This is a genomic window from Acinetobacter sp. S4400-12, from assembly GCF_024129495.1.
Taxonomy (GTDB): Bacteria; Pseudomonadota; Gammaproteobacteria; order Pseudomonadales; family Moraxellaceae; genus Acinetobacter; species Acinetobacter lwoffii_C.
Map to the genome: position 1 here is coordinate 145,515 of NZ_JAMXYB010000003.1, position 21,217 is coordinate 166,731.

Sequence of the window (21,217 nt, forward strand, 5' to 3'; positions counted from 1 at the left end):
GCTCAAGACTATATTTGCTGGATAATAAAAATGAAATTATTTAGAAAAAAAACCAAGCCCAGCCAGAATGCCTTTGCTGTGGTGACAGGTGCTGGAAGCGGAATTGGCCGTAATTTCGCCCTTGAGCTGGCCAAACGGGGCGGTAGGGTGGTGTGTGCTGATATTAATCTGGAGGCTGCTGAAGAAACTGTTGCGCTGATTACAGCCTCGGGTGCCCAAGCGTTTGCCGTGAAATGTGATGTGGGTAATGCCAGACAAGTCGAGCAGCTGGCGCATCAGGCCGAGCAATTAATGCAGCACCCCACCACCTTGCTGATTAATAATGCAGGGGTCGGCTTGGGTGGCAAGTTTGATGAAGTGACGCTGGACGACTGGAAATGGGTCACTGATGTAAATTTGTGGGGCGTGGTGCATGGTTGTCATTATTTTGTGCCCAAGTTTAAAAAGTTAGGACATGGGGCCATTATTAATGTCGCTTCAGCGGCCTCCTATACCGCTGCTCCGGAGATGACCGCCTATAACGTCACTAAAGCCGGTGTACGAGCTTTATCGGAAACACTGGCTGCCGAGCTGAGAAAGTTTAATATCCAAGTCAATGTCGTCTGTCCGACGCTGGTGCCGACCAATATTATTAAAAATGGCAAGCTCCCGCATAAAGGAATTATGGATTATGCCCTGACTAATCTGGCATTGACCACTAGCAATAAAGTCGCGGAACTGACTTTGGATCGTCTGGATCAAGGCCAGCTTTATACTATTCCTCAGCTTGATGCCAAATTATTCTGGTTGATGAAACGGATAGCTCCAAATTTATATGCGAAATTTTTGGGTAATTTGTACCGGTTAATAAAGTGAAATATAAAAATCTCCAGCCTTTTTCGTAGGAGACAGGAAATACCTTCCGCGATCTGGGCTATGAGGCGGAATAAGAAATCTCTTCACTTGAAAGTTAAAGCAATAAACATAGTAGCGTGTCTGACATATAAATAGTTCACGCCTAAAGTCAGTGCGGAGATCAGGATAAAAAGCTTGGCAAGACAGCCAAGTCAATATCAGAGTTAAGGGACATTTAAAATGACAGCTCAAGCAGAAAAATTAGACACCGCTAAAAGAAAAGCATTAACCCCACACATTTACGATACATTTATTGTGGGTGCAGGTATTTCAGGCATTGCCACCGCCATTCGCCTTGATCAGGCGGGTTATCACAATTACAAGATGATTGAAAAGGCGACCCGGGTCGGTGGAACCTGGCGTGAAAACACTTATCCAGGTTGTGGCTGTGATGTGCCCTCGGCTTTATATTCTTATTCATTTTCGCCCAGTGCAAACTGGAGTCATCTGTTTGCACGTCAACCTGAAATCCTGAATTATCTGGAAGAGGTCAGTGAAAAGTTTAAGATCCGCGCCAAGATTGAATTTGGAACTGAACTGTTAAATGCGGCATGGGATAAACAGTGTCATCTGTGGGTGATCAAGACCAATAAAGGCCAATACCTGTCCAGAACCGTGGTTTTTGCCACAGGTCCTATTACCGAAGCTCAAACTCCACAGCTTGAAGGCCTTGACACTTTTCAAGGTGAGATGTTCCATTCAGCGCAATGGAATCATGAATATGATTTGACAGATAAGCGTATTGCAGTAATTGGCACGGGTGCATCGGCCATTCAGTTTGTGCCCCAGATTCAGCCCAAAGCCAAAGCACTGTATGTTTTCCAGCGCACAGCTCCGTGGGTGGTTCCAAAACCGGATATGGAGCTGGGTGACTTCAGCAAGGGAATGATTGCCAAATTTCCTTTCATTCAGACAGCGTGGCGGAAAACAGTGGCCCAGTCACTGAATGCAATTAATTTTGGACTACGTAACCCAGCGGTATTAAAACCGGTAGGTGAACTGGCCAAACTGATACTGCGTTTTCAGATTGAAGATGCCGAACTACGCAAAAATGTAACTCCAAACTTTACTATTGGCTGTAAACGTTTGTTATTTGCCAATAATTATTATCCAGCTTTACAGCAGGCAAATACCCGGTTGATTCCACATGGCTTGGTGAAAGTAGAAGGCAATCACGTGGTATCTGCAAATGGTGAACGCCATGAAGTTAATGTCATTATTTGGGGAACAGGTTTTGAGGTTTCTCATCCACCGATTGGTAAGCGGATTAGCAATGAGAAGGGTGAATGTTTGCATGATTTGTGGAAGCATAATTCACCAGAAGCTTATTTAGGCACCAGCATTGAAAATGTACCGAATGCTTTTTTGATCTTGGGGCCGAATGTATTGGTTTATGATTCATTTATTGGTTTGGCAGAAGCACAACTGGATTATATTGTGGATGGTCTGCTTAAAATTAGGCAACAGGGAATTAGTCAACTGAACATTAAGCCAGAGGTGATCAGAAAACATAATGAGCTGGTACAAAAACATTTAAAAACAACAGTTTTTAATGCAGGTGGTTGTAAGAGTTATTATCTGGACGCCAATGGGCGTAATTTTGCGGCTTGGCCATGGTCATTGAAAACATTGAAGCAGCGGTTAAAACATTTAGATTTAAATGATTATGAAGTGACATATCAAAAGGAAAAAGCCAGCTAATTTTAAAAACATTTATTCAAAGGTTGATGATATCTATCAAAAAAGGATCACTTTTTTAATGGTCATGATGGCAGAGTGAGGTGTTTTGAAGCACCAGTCTATATGAGGTGTTGGGGCATACTGAGGCGTTCTGATTCTATATAAATGTCTGATCAGTAGATCTCTTTCTTCAATCGAAAAATAATAATGCTAATTACATGTTTAAACAGAGATTAAAAGCTCCCTCTCTCTTTAGAATGAAGAGCATATTCCGCAAGAAGATGAGGGGGGGTTATAAGAGCCTCTCCCTGACCCATTCGTACAAGGAAAGGGAATTTCCTTTACGTTAATTAAAGAATGATTTGTGAAACAACTCTAATATAAAAATAAAGCAGAAGACCAATAACTTAATCAACAGAGTTCATCCAGCAGAGGATGGGGATAGAGCGATTCGCATGAAATTAAGCTCAATCTTTCTGAATAACACAGCTAGTCATTCCAAGAGACGGCCTAAAACTGTATTTCTATAGAGATGAATAAGAGACATAAAATGTCGCCTAACTTGAAATCAGGCTCGAATTTGTTGATAAATCTCATTATATTGATCTTAACTTGATACCAAGAATAATAGAAAATGCAACAACTTAATCCTTCAGATCTTAAAGCCATCTTGCATTCCAAACGCGCGAATGTGTACTACCTGGAGCATGCCCGGGTCATGCAAAAAGATGGTCGGGTCCTGTATTTGACAGAAGCCAAAAATGAAAACCAGTACTGGAATATTCCGATCGCCAATACTACGGTCATTATGCTGGGAACGGGAACATCAATTACCCAGGCCGCGATGCGTATGCTGGCCAGCGCAGGTGTTCTGGTTGGGTTTTGTGGCGGAGGCGGCACACCTTTATTTATGGGTTGTGAAATTGAATGGATGACACCGCAAAGTGAATATCGTCCCACGGAGTATATGCAAGGCTGGATGCAATTCTGGTTTGATGATGCAAAACGTTTAGAAGTTGCCAAGCAGTTTCAGCAGGCTCGAATTGAATTTATCAGAAAAGTTTGGGACAAAGACCGTGACTTAAAAGCCGAAGGTTTTTATCTGGATGATCTGGATATTCAGCAGGCACTGACAGGTTTTGAGAAGAAAATACCGCATTTAAATAAAGTCGGCGACCTCTTGTTAACCGAAGCGGCTATGACCAAGCAGCTTTATAAAATTGCGGCAACCCGCACAGGCTTAAAAGATTTTAGCCGCAATCCGGAACAGGGAGATTTAGCCAATGATTTTCTCAATCATGGCAACTATCTGGCCTATGGACTCGCAGCAACAACACTTTGGGTTTTAGGTATTCCGCATGGTTTTGCCGTAATGCATGGAAAAACCCGCCGTGGTGCTTTGGTGTTTGATGTGGCGGATTTGGTTAAGGATGCAGTCGTTCTGCCTTATGCCTTTATCTGTGCCAAAGAGAAGATGACTGAGCAAGAGTTTAGACAGCAGTTATTGCAGAAATTTACAGAGCATCGCTGCTTAGATTGGATGTTTGATCAGGTGAAGCAAAAAAGTCAATTTAATAGGAATTAAATTACTTTATTTCATAGGGTGTTTACTTTTATTTTTGATTGAATTATATTCAATTCTCCAATATCAATGGAGTGAATATGAAGAGGGAAAATATTTTGGGCTTTCTGATAGTTATTGTGATTTATAGTGGAGGACATACGTTTACACAAAATACAATATCTCTCAATATCTTAGCTATACAAGATATTAATACTGCTCATATAGCAGCTTAGAAACTATGTAATAACGTGTCTACTGCCATATAGGCAGCTTAAATAAAGTTCATATTGAATCATTCTAGGATGGTTCAATATACTCATAATTATAAGGGATTTTTATGATCGTCACTTTTATTAGTCAATGTGAAAAGAAAGCCATTCCACGTACACGCCGTGTATTGGACGCTTTTGCCGACCGAATTGGAGATAACACTTGGCAAACGGTCATTACAGAAGATGGTTTGATTGCGGTAAAAAAGTTGCTGCGTAAAACAGTAACCAAAAGCACTGCGGTGAGTTGTCATTGGATACGTGGGCGACGTAGAAGTGAGCTGTTGTGGATCGTAGGTAATCGGAATAAGTTTAATTCAGAGGGGATCGTCCCTGTGAATAGTACCAGAAAAAAATTAGATCAAAATAAATGGGAAAATGATTGGCACTATTTACCGTTGATCAAGGCATTGGTAGCAGTTTCTGCTTTATTGCATGACTGGGGTAAAGCAACCATTTTATTTCAACAAAAATTATTGAATAAAAATAACCGATTTAAAGGTGATCCGATTCGGCATGAATGGATTTCCTGTTTATTGCTGAATGCTTTGGTGCAATCGTCTGGAAATATTGAAACAGATGATGCGTGGTTAAATTTACTAATAGAACAAAACTGGGATGAAAATACTTTAAAGCAAACCATCAGTAAAAATCTTGACCAGACTAAGGCTTTGGATCAACTTCCTCCATTGGCGCAATTGCTTGCCTGGTTAATTGTTTCGCATCATCGTCTGCCTGATTTAAAAGAAGAAGAACGCCGTAAAGACTATGCAGGTGTAAATAAAGACACCTTATCGAGTTTATTGAAAAGCATTAAAGTTGATTGGGGTTATCAAAACAAGTTTGAAGAGCAGGAATATCAACAGCGTTTAAAACTGTGTTTTGAGTTTGAGCAGGGATTATTGACTAAGTCAGTCAAATGGACAAAAGCAATAAAAAAATGGTCAGCACGTTTACAGCAGCAATCTGAACATCTTCCGCAGATTTTTGCAGATGGCAGTTGGCGCGTTATTTTGCATCATGCTCGACTATGCCTCATGTTGGGGGATCACTATTATTCATCCTGCAAGGCTGATAAAGACTGGAAAACCGATTTAACTTTAATTGCCAATACTGACCCTAAAACCAAGCAAGCCAAACAATATTTAGATGAACATTTGGTTCACGTCAGTGATACAGCAATGCGTGTGGCGCAGTCTTTAAGCCGTTTGGCGGATGAGATGGAGCCTGCTTATGATATTCAAAAACTGAAAAAGAAAAGTCCAGAGGGATTTGAATGGCAAGATCAGGCTGTAAAGGGGATTCAAAATTTTATTCAAAAAAATGAAAAGGCTGCTGAACAAGGCTGGTTTATTGTCAATATGGCGAGTACAGGTAAAGGTAAAACCATTGCCAATGCAAAAATCATGCAGGCTTTGTCCAGAGATGCACAGTCATTACGTTATATTTTAGCCTTGGGGCTGAGAACTTTAACTTTGCAAACAGGTGATTCCTACCGAAATGATATTGGTTTAGGGAATGATGAGTTAGCGGTATTGATTGGCTCCAAAGCGGTACAAGAATTGCATCATAAAAATACTGCTCAACAGCAGAATAATGAAGTGGATATAGAGGAAATTGGTTCAGAATCCTTGGAAGAATTATTGGACAATGAATTAGATTATTCCGCTATGCCACAGGCTGACTTTATGGATGCTCTTTTTCCACAAAATCAGGCGGAACGTAATAAGGCATTTCTTTATAAACCTGTTTTGGCATGCACCATTGATCACATCATGTCTGCGACTGAAACCAAACGTGGTGGGAAATATATTTTACCAAGCCTAAGACTTTCATCCTCAGATTTAGTCATAGATGAAGTGGATGATTTTAATGGTCAAGACTTGATTGCTATTGCGCGCTTGGTGCATTTGGCAGGTATGCTTGGCAGAAAAGTGATGATTTCTTCTGCGACCATTCCACCAGCTTTGGCTGAAGGTTTCTTCAATGCTTATCAACAGGGTTGGACACTTTATACCGCATTTAAAAAATCCAAACATAATCATGTCATTTCGATGTGGGTAGATGAGTTTAAAACTCAGATTCAATCTATCGAAATAAAGGGGCAGACGGAAACTATTGCTGAGTATCAGCAAGCGCACAGTAAATTTGTCAAAATTAGAGCCGATGCATTGGCAAAACAAGTCATTAAACATAAGGCTTATATTATCGAATGTGCTGACTTAGTTGCAGAGAAACCAGTAGATCGTTTGGATGAAAGCTTACAAAATCAGTATTTTGAGCGGGTTAAGCAGCATGCAGAGCAGTTGCATCAGCAGCATCATAGTATTGATCAAAAAACGGGTAAAAAAGTTTCCTTTGGGGTGATTCGTGTTGCCAATATTCCACCCTGTGTGGCACTGACTCGTTATTTATTAAATGCAGAGTGGTCTGAAAGTATTTCACCAAGAGTGATGGCCTATCATAGTCGTCAAGTGTTGTTATTGCGTAGTGAGCAGGAGCATCATTTGGATGAGGTGTTAAAGCGTAAAGAGAAATCAGGTGAGCAACCCAAAGCATTTTCCAATGAAGTCATCCGAAAACATCTTGATAATACAAATGATGAGCATGTCCTTTTTATTTTAATTGCAACACCTGTAGAAGAGGTGGGACGTGACCATGATTTTGATTGGGCGATTGTAGAGCCATCATCTTATCGCTCAATTATTCAATTGGCAGGTCGTGTTTTAAGGCATCGTAAATGTACTCAAGATATTGAAAAACCAAACATCGCTTTGCTGCAATATAATTTAAGGGGTTTAAAAAATGCCAAAATTGCGTTTGAAAAACCCGGTTTTGAGGTTAATTCTGATAAGGGTAATTTCCGCTTAGAAACTAAAGATTTAAAACAACTACTTGATCCAAATATTTTTGACAACGGCATCAATGCAATTCCGAGAATTCAGGTTCCTTCACCTTTACAGCCGGCTTTGAAGCTTGCAGATTTAGAACATGCCGTCATGGCAGATGCACTGACTGCATATAGTAAAAAGGGTGCAAAGCCTTTGAATGCCTGGTTAACACAACATTGGTTTTTGACGGCTTTACCGCAGCGTTTTAATCCATTCAGACAAAGTTCTCCGAATATTCAATTATTTGCGACTTGGCAAAATGGCAAGCTTATATTTTGTGAAAAAGATGACTTTGGTGAATATATTGATCGCAGCGGATTTTATAACATTAACTTTATTGAGTTAAGTGCACCTGAAAAACAACGTCTTTGGTTAGACCGTCATTATTACGACATTCTACGTCGTTTGGCTCTTGATCATCTTTCAGAAAATGACGATATTGATACAAAGATAGAAGTATTATCAAAGCGTTATGGGGAAATTATGTTGCCTGAATATGATGAAAATAAAAACCTCATATATTCGGAACAGTTCGGTCTGGTTGTTTTGGATCAATAAAAGGGGATATAAAATGCGAGAGGGGGAAGTATGACGGCAAATATTGATGCCTTTTTAAATGAGCGCAAAGAGCTCTGGTTAAAAGACCGTGTAAAGAAAGCGGAGAATGAAGCAGTAATCGCTGAATTACAGCAACAGGCACATGATAAATTCAGTTTGCAGGAATGGTTGCCTGATGCTGCCAAACGAGTGGCGCAACTTTCTATGGTCAGCCATCCAAGTAAATTCAGCCATCCAAGTGCGAAGACTTCAAGTGTCATTGCTCAGGCGAAATACAAAGCAGATGGCTATTGGCGTAGCGGGAATGTGGATTACCCATTGGATGTATTCGGCAATGCTGCTGCAATGGATGTATTTAAATTCTTATCACTTGATTTAACTGAACAGCATACGGTTTTAGATGGTTTTGAGCAGAAAGATACGCAACTCAGGAAGAAGCTTGAACAAGCTTCTTTGGACTTCGAGACCTTACGACAAGCTTTTTTAGTCATTAAAAATGGTGATCATTCCAATAAAACCGACCATTTGATTAAGCAAGTTTATTTTCCAATAGAAGATGCCGACTATCATCTGCTATCAGTATTAACACCATCAGGTTTGATTACGAAACTGAAGCAAGCGATTGATGCAGCGCGCTTTTCTGATGCTACAAAAAATGCAAAAGAAAATAGGAAAAAGAATGAGCATGATGAACAAGGTTATGCCGATATTTATGAGCTTACGGTGACGGCATATGGTGGTACGCAACCGCAAAACGTGAGTGTATTAAATAGTCAAAATGCGGGAAGAGCTTATTTACTGCCAAGTTATCCGCCTATGTTGGAAAAAAGAACTGTGAGATTACCTAAAACTGATTTTTTTGCACAGTGCTTATATCGGAGAAATTTTCAGGAAGGCTTTATTCAATTGCATCAATTCATGCAGCTTGATTTGAATAATATCGATATTCGTACCGCAATTAGAAACATTATTCAGTACGCCATTGATCAAGTTCTTTTACAGGCATTCAAGATACGTGAATCTTATGATGCGGGCTGGTCAAATCAGGATTACTACACAAGCTTACCGAAATTACAGCGTATCTGGCTAGATAACATCTATGCAGAACAGCGTCAGGAAGAGGGTGAGTGGCGAAAAAAGGTAGGTGAAGAAATTGCGCGCTGGATTTTACGCAGTTATGAAAAAGTCATTAATGATGCCTATAAATTAGGTACAGGTGAGCTGGTAGAGGTAAAGCAACGTGTTGAAAAAGCATTAAATAAAGTGCAGGAGTTTTTCTAATGCGCCAATTTTTGTTGATTCCGCATCTTAAAATTCATAATGCCAATGCAATGAGTAGTCCTTATACCATCGGATTTCCTGCGATGACGGCATGGTTGGGAGCAGTTCATGCGCTTCAGCGTAAATTAAAAGTAAAAAATCATGATGTTGAGTTAACTAAACTCGCAATTACCTGTCATGAATTTAATTTACAAACTTATAAAGGGCATGGGGACTTTGTTCATTCGATTATTGGTACTGCAAATCCTTTAGATAAAGATGGTAGCCGTCCTGCATTTATTGAAGAAGCACGCTGTCATTTGGAAGTCTCTCTTTTGATTGAATGTGAAAATATTGATCCTGATGAAAAAGATGAGTTTTTGAATTTGGTCAATCAGCTTGTGATCAGTATGAAGTTTGCAAGTGGAGATGTTCTGGCTGTCAAAAAATGTGAAATTCTAAATTTTGATGATGAAGCTTCTATAGATAAAGAACTGCGTCTAATTCTGAATAAATTAATGCTTGGACATGTGCTGATTGAACGCCGTGATCTTGTCATTGAAAGCATGAATGAAGGGAAAGATGCCTTAGATGCAGTATTGGATTATCTAAAAGTGACCCATAGTTCAACTATCGATGATCATGACAAAGTGACTTGGACTTCAAAGCGAAAAGCACAGGGCTGGCTCGTACCCATTGCAGTCGGTTTTCAGGGTATTTCTGAATTGGGGCAAGCAAAAAATCAACGAGATGCCAATACACCACATCGTTTTGCTGAAAGTGTCATCACGCTTGGGGAATTTAAAATGCCTTACCGTATCGAAAGTATTGATCAACTATTATGGCAATATCATGTTGATCTTGAAAATAATTTATATCTTTGCCAAAACTTTACAACAAACTAACTGGGTATTAAAAAGGGGATCAAACTCATGGCTAAAAATGAAAAAGCAGTAGCGAGTGTACTGGCATTTGAAAAGAAACTTGTTCCATCTGATGGATATTTTTATGGAACAACTTGGGAAAATCGTACAGAACAAACAGCTTTAAAACTAATTGAAAAATCTGTACGCGGTACAATTTCAAATCGTTTAAAACCTGCAGTGGCAGGTGACCCAATGAAATTAAATGCAGAAGTTGAAAAAGCAAACTTACAAACCGTAGATGCATGTGCATTGGGTGAAAATCAGGATACGTTGAAAGTTGCTTTTACTTTGAAGGTTTTAGGTGGAATTGAAAATCCATCGGCATGTAATAACGAAACTTTTTTAAATTCTTATCAGACAGTTGCCAAAAACTATATTGAAAAATATGGCTTTACTGAACTTGCAAAGCGCTATGCTTTAAATATTGCCAATGCACGTTTTTTATGGCGTAACCGTGTTGGCGCTGAAAAAGTCGAAGTAGTGGTCCAGGTGAATAATCAGGATGCAATCACTTTTAATGCGCTTGAGTACTCATTGCATGATTTTGAACATGTCGATGCAAAAGTACAAGTACTTGCTGATCAAATTGCGCAAGCACTTAAAGGTGAATTGCCGTATTTATTAATCAAAATAGAAGCTTACGCTCTGGTTGGAAAAGCACAGGAGGTTTATCCAAGTGAAGAGCTAGTCTTGGATAAAGGGAAGGGTACAAAAAGTAAAATTCTTTACCATGTCAATGATGTTGCTGCCATGCATTCTCAAAAAGTCGGGAACGCTTTGCGAACCATTGATACTTGGTATCCTGACTTTGATGAGAAGAAAACTGCTATTGCAATTGAGCCTTATGGTGCAGTGACAAATTTAGGTAAAGCTTATCGTACTCCAAAAGATAAAAAAGATTTCTTCACGCTATTTGATAAATATGCGTTGGGTGAAACTTTGGAAAATACTGACCAAGAACACTATGTCATGGCAGTTTTAGTGCGTGGTGGTGTATTTGGGCAAAGTGGAAAGGATTGATCATGAAATATTTTCAGGAAATCACACTGATTGATCAGGCTGAGATTTCTCCTTATTTTATTTGGTCAAAGCTATTTACACAGCTGCATATTGCTCTGGCTGGAAATAAAAATATTGATAATAAGGTCAATATAGGAGTGGCTTTTCCAAAGTATGTTTTTGAAGAAAAGATTGGAAGTCAAAAAGCTAAAGCTCATTTAGGTGATAAATTACGTGTTTTTGCTCAATCAGAAGCTGATTTGGAAAGGTTAGATATAAAGAAATGGCTAGACCGTTTAACTGATTATTTGCATATTACTTCGATTCGCGAAGTACCTGAAACTAAAGTGAGGGGCTATGCAATATATAGTCGTAAACAGGTTAAAACCAATGCTGAACGCTTGGCACGTCATGAGGCAAATAAGGGACGTTATAGTTATGAAAATGCTTTAGCACATTATCAAAAATTTATCACAACTACGGATTTACCTTATATTCAAATGCTCAGCCTAAGCACTTCTAATGAACAGGATAAGAAGCGTTTTAAATTATTTATTGAAAAGCGACCTGCTGAAAAATCTGAAACTCAGGTTTTTAGTACTTATGGTTTAAGTTCGGTGTCATCTGTACCCGAATTTTAACCCAATATTTTTTCACTCTTTAACAGTTTAATAAAATCAATAAGTTATAGCGGTAGGTTGAAACTTGGGTCTTTTGTGGATTTAAAGGTTTAACTTACTGTTATAACTTTATTTTTTGCTGTAAAATTACTGTTCACTGCCATATAGGCAGCTTAGAAATTTATAAAGCTGAAACGATGTTGTCGTACCATGTTCACTGCCATATAGGCAGCTTAGAAAAGCCAGATGTTCAGTGGTACGGTTGAAGATGCTGTTCACTGCCATATAGGCAGCTTAGAAATGCACCGTTGTAATGGTATAGAGATCTGCCATCGTTCACTGCCATATAGGCAGCTTAGAAATATGCATTCTAGTGAACAAGGACGCAGGGAGTGTTCACTGCCATATAGGCAGCTTAGAAATTGTACACCAATGTTTAATAGATACTCTTTAGGTTCACTGCCATATAGGCAGCTTAGAAATTTCGCATCTTTGACCATTTGGGTCATCGAACGTTCACTGCCATATAGGCAGCTTAGAAATGTATGCTTCGCCATGTCAGCGATAATATTGTGTTCACTGCCATATAGGCAGCTTAGAAATGTCCCTCTAGGAAGAAGGCTTTCAATATCTCGTTCACTGCCATATAGGCAGCTTAGAAAAAAGCATTAAACTGGTTTTGATTTAGCGGCACGTTCACTGCCATATAGGCAGCTTAGAAATAAAATCTTGCTCATAGATAGCCCCTTTTAGAGTTCACTGCCATATAGGCAGCTTAGAAAAAATATTCCAAGCCACAGCCTTGTTGGCCCATGTTCACTGCCATATAGGCAGCTTAGAAACTGAACTTGTAGCTAAGTATGAAGAACAGCAAGTTCACTGCCATATAGGCAGCTTAGAAACGTAGGAGTAAATCTACCAACAGTAGAAGCTAGTTCACTGCCATATAGGCAGCTTAGAAAAACTTGTATCCATCTGAATAGGGATAGAATCAGTTCACTGCCATATAGGCAGCTTAGAAAATCGCAAGGATTCGCACGTTGGTATTTTTGTGGTTCACTGCCATATAGGCAGCTTAGAAAAACCACAGCGTCATAAGCCTTAGAGTATGCCGGTTCACTGCCATATAGGCAGCTTAGAAACATTGCAAAGATTGATTGCATTGAGCTATATCGTTCACTGCCATATAGGCAGCTTAGAAATCTCCGGCGCGGTGCGTTTAAGTTTTGACTAGGTTCACTGCCATATAGGCAGCTTAGAAAAAAAGCGATTGCAGGTATTCGCACTCTGGATGGTTCACTGCCATATAGGCAGCTTAGAAATTTGAAATCACACGCGGTAATGTCACATCGGAGTTCACTGCCATATAGGCAGCTTAGAAACTGCAAAGCTGCTGCCGCCGCGCCCACTGCTGGGTTCACTGCCATATAGGCAGCTTAGAAAACGCGCGAACGTGGCATATATCCTGTATCCTGGTTCACTGCCATATAGGCAGCTTAGAAAAAATGGAGAAATTCATGAGGATATTTTTAGCGGTTCACTGCCATATAGGCAGCTTAGAAATTTAAGTTCAAGATCCTTAAACCACTTAGGTTGTTCACTGCCATATAGGCAGCTTAGAAAAAGCGAAAAAAAGTGGACTTTGTATTCTATTGGTTCACTGCCATATAGGCAGCTTAGAAAAATATTATAGCCGCCAACTCTAACTCGATACGGTTCACTGCCATATAGGCAGCTTAGAAAAATATATTCGTTGTGAGCCTAGAGTTGTACACGTTCACTGCCATATAGGCAGCTTAGAAAAAACATCCCAGTCGAGCTGTGACAGTGATGGCGTTCACTGCCATATAGGCAGCTTAGAAATTAATCAGAAAATACAAAAAACAATCGTGTCGGTTCACTGCCATATAGGCAGCTTAGAAAGACGCATAGTCGGAGTTGCTTGCATACATTTCGTTCACTGCCATATAGGCAGCTTAGAAAACCAAAGTGGTTAATATCATTAATAATGGAACGTTCACTGCCATATAGGCAGCTTAGAAATGTCAAGAATGCACTGTTATACGCAGGCAGGCGTTCACTGCCATATAGGCAGCTTAGAAACCCTAATAAAATAACTCCTAGATTTCCTATAAGTTCACTGCCATATAGGCAGCTTAGAAATTGAGCAGATCGATGACACGATTGCTGATATTGTTCACTGCCATATAGGCAGCTTAGAAACTTGGTGATACTCACCATCACATCAACATCCGGTTCACTGCCATATAGGCAGCTTAGAAATTCCCTGTCGGAAAGAATTGCGGATACTTTTCGTTCACTGCCATATAGGCAGCTTAGAAATTAGAAGAAGCAAAAAAAGATGGCTTTGAGCAGTTCACTGCCATATAGGCAGCTTAGAAATTTTTCATCAGCATGGGACAATACAAGCCAATGTTCACTGCCATATAGGCAGCTTAGAAATTTTACAAAAAGATAATTTCGGAGATTAACAAGTTCACTGCCATATAGGCAGCTTAGAAAAACTCTTACATGATTCACCATATAGCGAAATAGTTCACTGCCATATAGGCAGCTTAGAAATCAACATTGGTAGTTGAGGATTGGTTATTTGGGTTCACTGCCATATAGGCAGCTTAGAAAATAGTGCCAAGAGGTTGTTGAGTTGTTTTATTGTTCACTGCCATATAGGCAGCTTAGAAACTACAGCTAAACTATCAAAAAGCCTATAAATTGTTCACTGCCATATAGGCAGCTTAGAAATACATTTTTTTGAGGTTGTCCATTTTCATCAAGTTCACTGCCATATAGGCAGCTTAGAAATTTATGGCTTGTATGCAAATCAACAAATCTGAGTTCACTGCCATATAGGCAGCTTAGAAAGAAATGTTCAAATTGTTGAACACAGCATCCTCGTTCACTGCCATATAGGCAGCTTAGAAATGCACCACATCCATGAATTTTGTGACCTCTTCGTTCACTGCCATATAGGCAGCTTAGAAAAGTAATAGGAGCAACGCTTAAACTCATTCTTTGTTCACTGCCATATAGGCAGCTTAGAAAATAAAGTAACGTCTGATGGGGTTATTACAGATGTTCACTGCCATATAGGCAGCTTAGAAATTGTATAGTGGCGTTAGCCAGCCGTTCCTTTTGTTCACTGCCATATAGGCAGCTTAGAAATGGGCCATAGATCCTCTTCAGATCCTCAGTGAGTTCACTGCCATATAGGCAGCTTAGAAAAATTTGGTATTGATTTAGCAGGCCTATATGAAGTTCACTGCCATATAGGCAGCTTAGAAAACCCAATATCAACGTCAATAGAAGTATGGTCGGTTCACTGCCATATAGGCAGCTTAGAAATCAGCCCAATTATAATGGCTTGGTTCTGAATTGTTCACTGCCATATAGGCAGCTTAGAAACCTAATAGAAAAAGTTTCGAGAGAATCAACTCGTTCACTGCCATATAGGCAGCTTAGAAAAAAAAATATAATTCGTAGCATTTCCACAAGAAGTTCACTGCCATATAGGCAGCTTAGAAATTAACCGCTCAGCAGTCAAAGTTAGAATCACAGTTCACTGCCATATAGGCAGCTTAGAAATATGGCCCAGGTTAAGCATGTGTACCAGGCAAGTTCACTGCCATATAGGCAGCTTAGAAAAAGCAAACAAGCTAAAATGGAGATGAACATGAGTTCACTGCCATATAGGCAGCTTAGAAAATGACCTGCTGCACCGAATACGCGAGTTGCCTGTTCACTGCCATATAGGCAGCTTAGAAATGAGCGCGCCCATGCACGGTTGAACAAACCCAGTTCACTGCCATATAGGCAGCTTAGAAAGATGCTTTGCGGGACTTAACTGGTGATGATGCGTTCACTGCCATATAGGCAGCTTAGAAATTGTTCGCCAAGTTTGCTAGCAATCCGTTCCCGTTCACTGCCATATAGGCAGCTTAGAAACATCATTAATGCCAACACCATAAACCATTGCCGTTCACTGCCATATAGGCAGCTTAGAAAAGCCGTTCCTTTTGCCTGGTACACATGATTAAGTTCACTGCCATATAGGCAGCTTAGAAAGGACCACATTTTTTTCCACAGGGTTTCGTCATGTTCACTGCCATATAGGCAGCTTAGAAATTGATTGACTTTACATAAAACGTGCCATCATTGTTCACTGCCATATAGGCAGCTTAGAAAATCAGAAACAGTTTTGTATGTCGGAACAGTAAGTTCACTGCCATATAGGCAGCTTAGAAAAGTTGTTAGGTCTATCTCTGCTGTGGCTTTGGGTTCACTGCCATATAGGCAGCTTAGAAACTCTTCAAGTCGAATGACAGGTTGACCAGTGTGTTCACTGCCATATAGGCAGCTTAGAAAACCACCACCAGGCATAAAGCTATCTTGACCACGTTCACTGCCATATAGGCAGCTTAGAAAACATTCTGATATTCATCAATATAAGAATCATCAGTTCACTGCCATATAGGCAGCTTAGAAATTTTGAACATCAAAATCCTTCATGTTCTTATCGTTCACTGCCATATAGGCAGCTTAGAAACAATCAAGATCAATCATTTCCCAATTTAGCAAGTTCACTGCCATATAGGCAGCTTAGAAAAACTGAACAGTTAAAACATTCTCCAATATACAGTTCACTGCCATATAGGCAGCTTAGAAAGGACCACATTTTTTTCCACAGGGTTTCGTCATGTTCACTGCCATATAGGCAGCTTAGAAATTGATTGACTTTACATAAAACGTGCCATCATTGTTCACTGCCATATAGGCAGCTTAGAAAATCAGAAACAGTTTTGTATGTCGGAACAGTAAGTTCACTGCCATATAGGCAGCTTAGAAAAGTTGTTAGGTCTATCTCTGCTGTGGCTTTGGGTTCACTGCCATATAGGCAGCTTAGAAACTCTTCAAGTCGAATGACAGGTTGACCAGTGTGTTCACTGCCATATAGGCAGCTTAGAAAACCACCACCAGGCATAAAGCTATCTTGACCACGTTCACTGCCATATAGGCAGCTTAGAAAACATTCTGATATTCATCAATATAAGAATCATCAGTTCACTGCCATATAGGCAGCTTAGAAATTTTGAACATCAAAATCCTTCATGTTCTTATCGTTCACTGCCATATAGGCAGCTTAGAAACAATCAAGATCAATCATTTCCCAATTTAGCAAGTTCACTGCCATATAGGCAGCTTAGAAAAACTGAACAGTTAAAACATTCTCCAATATACAGTTCACTGCCATATAGGCAGCTTAGAAAATCAGTACATTAATGGTCGGCAGGATTTAATCGTTCACTGCCATATAGGCAGCTTAGAAATCTTGAATGCGGTCTCTTTGGCTCGGATTGCGGTTCACTGCCATATAGGCAGCTTAGAAAATCATGCAGCGCGTAAATCTTGTTGATGACTTCGTTCACTGCCATATAGGCAGCTTAGAAAATCCCTAGCGCCAGCAGGCACAGCAGGGTCAGGTTCACTGCCATATAGGCAGCTTAGAAAAACCGTAACAGTAACACCATTAACTGTTGGGGGTTCACTGCCATATAGGCAGCTTAGAAACTACTGATCGTCTAACTCGGATAGCTCGCTCTGTTCACTGCCATATAGGCAGCTTAGAAAGAGAACATGTCTATTTCCATCAACATTAACATGTTCACTGCCATATAGGCAGCTTAGAAAGCTTGCCAAATCAACAGCGGCATCACTGGTGTGTTCACTGCCATATAGGCAGCTTAGAAAGCACCAGTGGCGCGGATAATATCAGCTTGGCTGTTCACTGCCATATAGGCAGCTTAGAAAAATCAGGCGAGACTCGGTGAAATAGACGTCGTGTTCACTGCCATATAGGCAGCTTAGAAAGATCAGACCAAGCCAGATTTTGAAGTCGATATGTTCACTGCCATATAGGCAGCTTAGAAATCGTGGTAGTAATACGAGTCAATCCCCACAAAGTTCACTGCCATATAGGCAGCTTAGAAAATTGTCTGAGTGTTTACCGTGTCTGTCTTGCTGTTCACTGCCATATAGGCAGCTTAGAAATGCTTCGCGTAAATAGTGGGTCACTGCATTTCGTTCACTGCCATATAGGCAGCTTAGAAATGGAACAATCAAACTGCCAAAACTGACACAGTGTTCACTGCCATATAGGCAGCTTAGAAATGGAACAATCAAACTGCCAAAACTGACACAGTGTTCACTGCCATATAGGCAGCTTAGAAAAACTCAAAAACTTTAATCAATCAGGGCAGCCTGTTCACTGCCATATAGGCAGCTTAGAAAGGCCTTCAAATCGCTTAATAGTCCCAGCGCTTGTTCACTGCCATATAGGCAGCTTAGAAATGTTGTTGCAGAATTGACAATAGCTGAACCTGGTTCACTGCCATATAGGCAGCTTAGAAAAGTTCGGCAAAGATTGCATTCATAGCGTTTCGGTTCACTGCCATATAGGCAGCTTAGAAAAACAATGGCAAAGTCAATAACAAAGCACCCGAGTTCACTGCCATATAGGCAGCTTAGAAATTTGTCATTTGCAATAAAGGAAAATGGTAGTTGTTCACTGCCATATAGGCAGCTTAGAAAACGACATTATGAAAATACCAAAGGCTATTCAAGTTCACTGCCATATAGGCAGCTTAGAAATCACAAAAGAAGCGAACGCCATGCTGATTGACGTTCACTGCCATATAGGCAGCTTAGAAAAAAGACAAAAACGGCTATTTCTACAAAACCCAAGTTCACTGCCATATAGGCAGCTTAGAAATGAGAGGGCTGATATGAAAAGTGTTGATACTTGTTCACTGCCATATAGGCAGCTTAGAAAACTGAGCAGATGGCTGATTTTTATGGAACCGAGTTCACTGCCATATAGGCAGCTTAGAAAGAATGAAGAGGACTATGCAGTTGCAGGCCCATGTTCACTGCCATATAGGCAGCTTAGAAAAAAACGTGTCAGCACAGATGGTCGTTTAGATAGTTCACTGCCATATAGGCAGCTTAGAAAGGCTGACCATTCTCCAAAGTGACAGACACCCCGTTCACTGCCATATAGGCAGCTTAGAAAATGCACAGTAGACTCGCACTCAATAACCAAACGTTCACTGCCATATAGGCAGCTTAGAAATGCGAGATTTTTACGGAGTTAAAAACAACTCTGTTCACTGCCATATAGGCAGCTTAGAAAGTCATACGGTATCCAAATCGCTTCCGACAAAAGTTCACTGCCATATAGGCAGCTTAGAAATGCTTGGTTATGAGTTCGACTGGACAGTTCCAGTTCACTGCCATATAGGCAGCTTAGAAATGTAAAGGATTGGTGGGGCTAGAAACACCGTTGTTCACTGCCATATAGGCAGCTTAGAAATTGTAACTGCTGATGCGAATGGTATGAACATTGTTCACTGCCATATAGGCAGCTTAGAAAATCATCATGAGATACGACTTTATTATTCTCATGTTCACTGCCATATAGGCAGCTTAGAAATGAGCTGGAACTGACAATTTAGAGCCGTCATACGTTCACTGCCATATAGGCAGCTTAGAAAATTGGCAATGTCAGCCAAAATAGACTGAGCCTGTTCACTGCCATATAGGCAGCTTAGAAATCAAGTCTTGTGACTTTCTCTTTCATGAGTGAGTTCACTGCCATATAGGCAGCTTAGAAATACTCAAGCCAACCTTACTTTAAAGATGTTCGGTTCACTGCCATATAGGCAGCTTAGAAATGTATCTAAACGCCCGTCTGTTCCTGATCGTTGTTCACTGCCATATAGGCAGCTTAGAAAAGGTTAAGCATGTGTACCAGGCAAAAGGAACGGTTCACTGCCATATAGGCAGCTTAGAAAACTCTGGCTGCAACTCAGGCGGGATAGATAGCTGTTCACTGCCATATAGGCAGCTTAGAAAGCTAATCGTCAGTGTTTTATCTGCGCTTGAATGTTCACTGCCATATAGGCAGCTTAGAAAAACGCCCCTGAGTTCATTGGACAAGATGTAACGTTCACTGCCATATAGGCAGCTTAGAAATGATTATCGGCATTGATCCAGACTTGGAAAAAGTTCACTGCCATATAGGCAGCTTAGAAAATTCATCATAGCAAAAGCATTTTGACGCGCTAGTTCACTGCCATATAGGCAGCTTAGAAACAAGTATGGCATTGCTGCAAACACCTATCCAAAGTTCACTGCCATATAGGCAGCTTAGAAAAGTCAGCATTGCTTCAAATGCTTTTAGGCTCGGTTCACTGCCATATAGGCAGCTTAGAAATTTTATTCGGGCGAGTCTGCTCTTTCAGAAGCGTTCACTGCCATATAGGCAGCTTAGAAAAGTGAAAATTAGTGTTTTATCTGTTGACGAATGTTCACTGCCATATAGGCAGCTTAGAAACGATACGGAAATAAATTGCGCATTCGATTTGAGTTCACTGCCATATAGGCAGCTTAGAAATTGATAAAATCAAAAGCAGCCTCTTTAGGAGTGTTCACTGCCATATAGGCAGCTTAGAAAAGTCGGAAAGGAAAGTATCAATACAGTGATTAGTTCACTGCCATATAGGCAGCTTAGAAAGTTGCCCACAGGTTTTCACCAATCTGGCGATAGTTCACTGCCATATAGGCAGCTTAGAAATTGCTACTTGTTTATTGTTCGCAAAACTCGTGGTTCACTGCCATATAGGCAGTTTAAATCTTAAACCTGCTTACCATTTTTAAAAATGGTGACTGATCACCTGAATCACTCACCATATGCTTTGAGCTGAGTAGGGGCTAGTGGTTGGCTTCTGGTAAATCAAACCAGATCACTTGAGCATCCTCCAGCGCTTTAATCTGACTTGCTTCAATGAAAGCAATTGCACCACCAGCCGCTACAGTATGTTCTGCAATCTGGACTGAACCGGAAATCACATGTACATAATTCACCTGCTGTGTTGCTTCAATCTCCAGACTTTGCCCTTTGTGAATCACTGCAGTTTTGACTTCAGTATTCTGGCGGATATGCATAGGCGCATTGTCATTTGGTCCACAAATCAAATGCCATTGGTTGGGCTGCTCGTGCGGATCACATTTAATTTGTTGATAGCTGGGTTCGGCATTCCGTTCATTAGGCACAATCCAGATCTGCAATAAATGCACCTGCTCACCACCCTGGTTCATCTCACTATGACGTACACCTGTGCCGGCACTCATCAGCTGCCACTCACCAGCAGAAATTCCGCCATGATTGCCCATACTGTCTTTGTGGGTAATGGTACCTTTTAAAACACAGGTCAGAATTTCCATATTGTCATGTGGATGCTGACCAAAACCCTGATGAGCATTAATCAGGTCATCATTGATAACACGTAATACACTAACGCCCATATATTTCGGATTATACCAGTTACCAAAGGAGAAGCTGTGTTTAGACTCCAGCCAATCCATTTTCACATGACCACGGTTTTCACTCGGATGTAAAAAAGCCTTCATGATATTTATCCTTAGCTTGATTATTCAATATGCTGCTATTGTAGTGTTGTTAACTGTGCTGGAGATATAT

The 21,217-nt window shown here is 40.4% G+C and carries 9 protein-coding genes and 1 CRISPR repeat array; of the genes, 8 read left to right on the top strand and 1 reads right to left on the bottom strand.

The annotated features are described in order from the left end of the window. Window positions 1-30 precede the first annotated feature (30 nt). The 8 genes from NI461_RS03050 (at window position 31) to cas6f (ending at window position 11,682) form a co-directional block, all read left to right on the top strand. Window positions 31-855, top strand: coding sequence for an SDR family NAD(P)-dependent oxidoreductase (locus tag NI461_RS03050; RefSeq protein ID WP_253156530.1), 825 nt, complete (start codon window positions 31-33; stop codon window positions 853-855). Between the two features lie 219 nt (window positions 856-1,074). Next, window positions 1,075-2,595, top strand: coding sequence for an NAD(P)/FAD-dependent oxidoreductase (locus NI461_RS03055; protein ID WP_253156532.1), 1,521 nt, complete (start codon window positions 1,075-1,077; stop codon window positions 2,593-2,595). A 613-nt stretch (window positions 2,596-3,208) separates the two neighbouring features. After that, window positions 3,209-4,159: a type I-F CRISPR-associated endonuclease Cas1f gene (gene cas1f / locus NI461_RS03060; protein ID WP_253156534.1), complete on the top strand. Its 951-nt coding sequence runs from the start codon at window positions 3,209-3,211 to the stop codon at window positions 4,157-4,159. Window positions 4,160-4,475: 316 nt separating this feature from the next. After that, on the top strand, window positions 4,476-7,856 hold the full coding sequence (gene cas3f, locus NI461_RS03065) for a type I-F CRISPR-associated helicase Cas3f (protein ID WP_253156536.1): 3,381 nt from the start codon (window positions 4,476-4,478) through the stop codon (window positions 7,854-7,856). Between the two features lie 30 nt (window positions 7,857-7,886). Then, on the top strand, window positions 7,887-9,137 hold the full coding sequence (gene csy1, locus NI461_RS03070; protein ID WP_253156538.1) for a type I-F CRISPR-associated protein Csy1: 1,251 nt from the start codon (window positions 7,887-7,889) through the stop codon (window positions 9,135-9,137). Then, entirely contained in the window at window positions 9,137-10,021 is an 885-nt protein-coding gene (gene csy2 / locus NI461_RS03075) for a type I-F CRISPR-associated protein Csy2 (protein ID WP_253156541.1), read from the top strand. The genes csy1 and csy2 overlap by 1 nt, the downstream gene beginning before the upstream one ends. A 27-nt stretch (window positions 10,022-10,048) precedes the next feature. After that, window positions 10,049-11,062 carry a type I-F CRISPR-associated protein Csy3 gene (gene csy3, locus NI461_RS03080; RefSeq protein WP_253156543.1) on the top strand — a complete coding sequence of 338 codons (1,014 nt, stop codon included), beginning with the start codon at window positions 10,049-10,051 and terminating at the stop codon, window positions 11,060-11,062. Between the two features lie 2 nt (window positions 11,063-11,064). Further along, window positions 11,065-11,682: a type I-F CRISPR-associated endoribonuclease Cas6/Csy4 gene (gene cas6f / locus NI461_RS03085; RefSeq protein ID WP_174660027.1), complete on the top strand. Its 618-nt coding sequence runs from the start codon at window positions 11,065-11,067 to the stop codon at window positions 11,680-11,682. A gap of 131 nt (window positions 11,683-11,813) precedes the next feature. Continuing rightward, window positions 11,814-20,371: a CRISPR direct-repeat array (repeat unit 28 nt; unit sequence GTTCACTGCCATATAGGCAGCTTAGAAA). A gap of 77 nt (window positions 20,372-20,448) precedes the next feature. On the opposite strand, the gene NI461_RS03090 is transcribed toward cas6f, so the two are convergent. Further along, on the bottom strand, window positions 20,449-21,147 hold the full coding sequence (locus NI461_RS03090; protein ID WP_151204741.1) for a pirin-like bicupin family protein: 699 nt from the start codon (window positions 21,145-21,147) through the stop codon (window positions 20,449-20,451). Window positions 21,148-21,217: the final 70 nt, after the last annotated feature.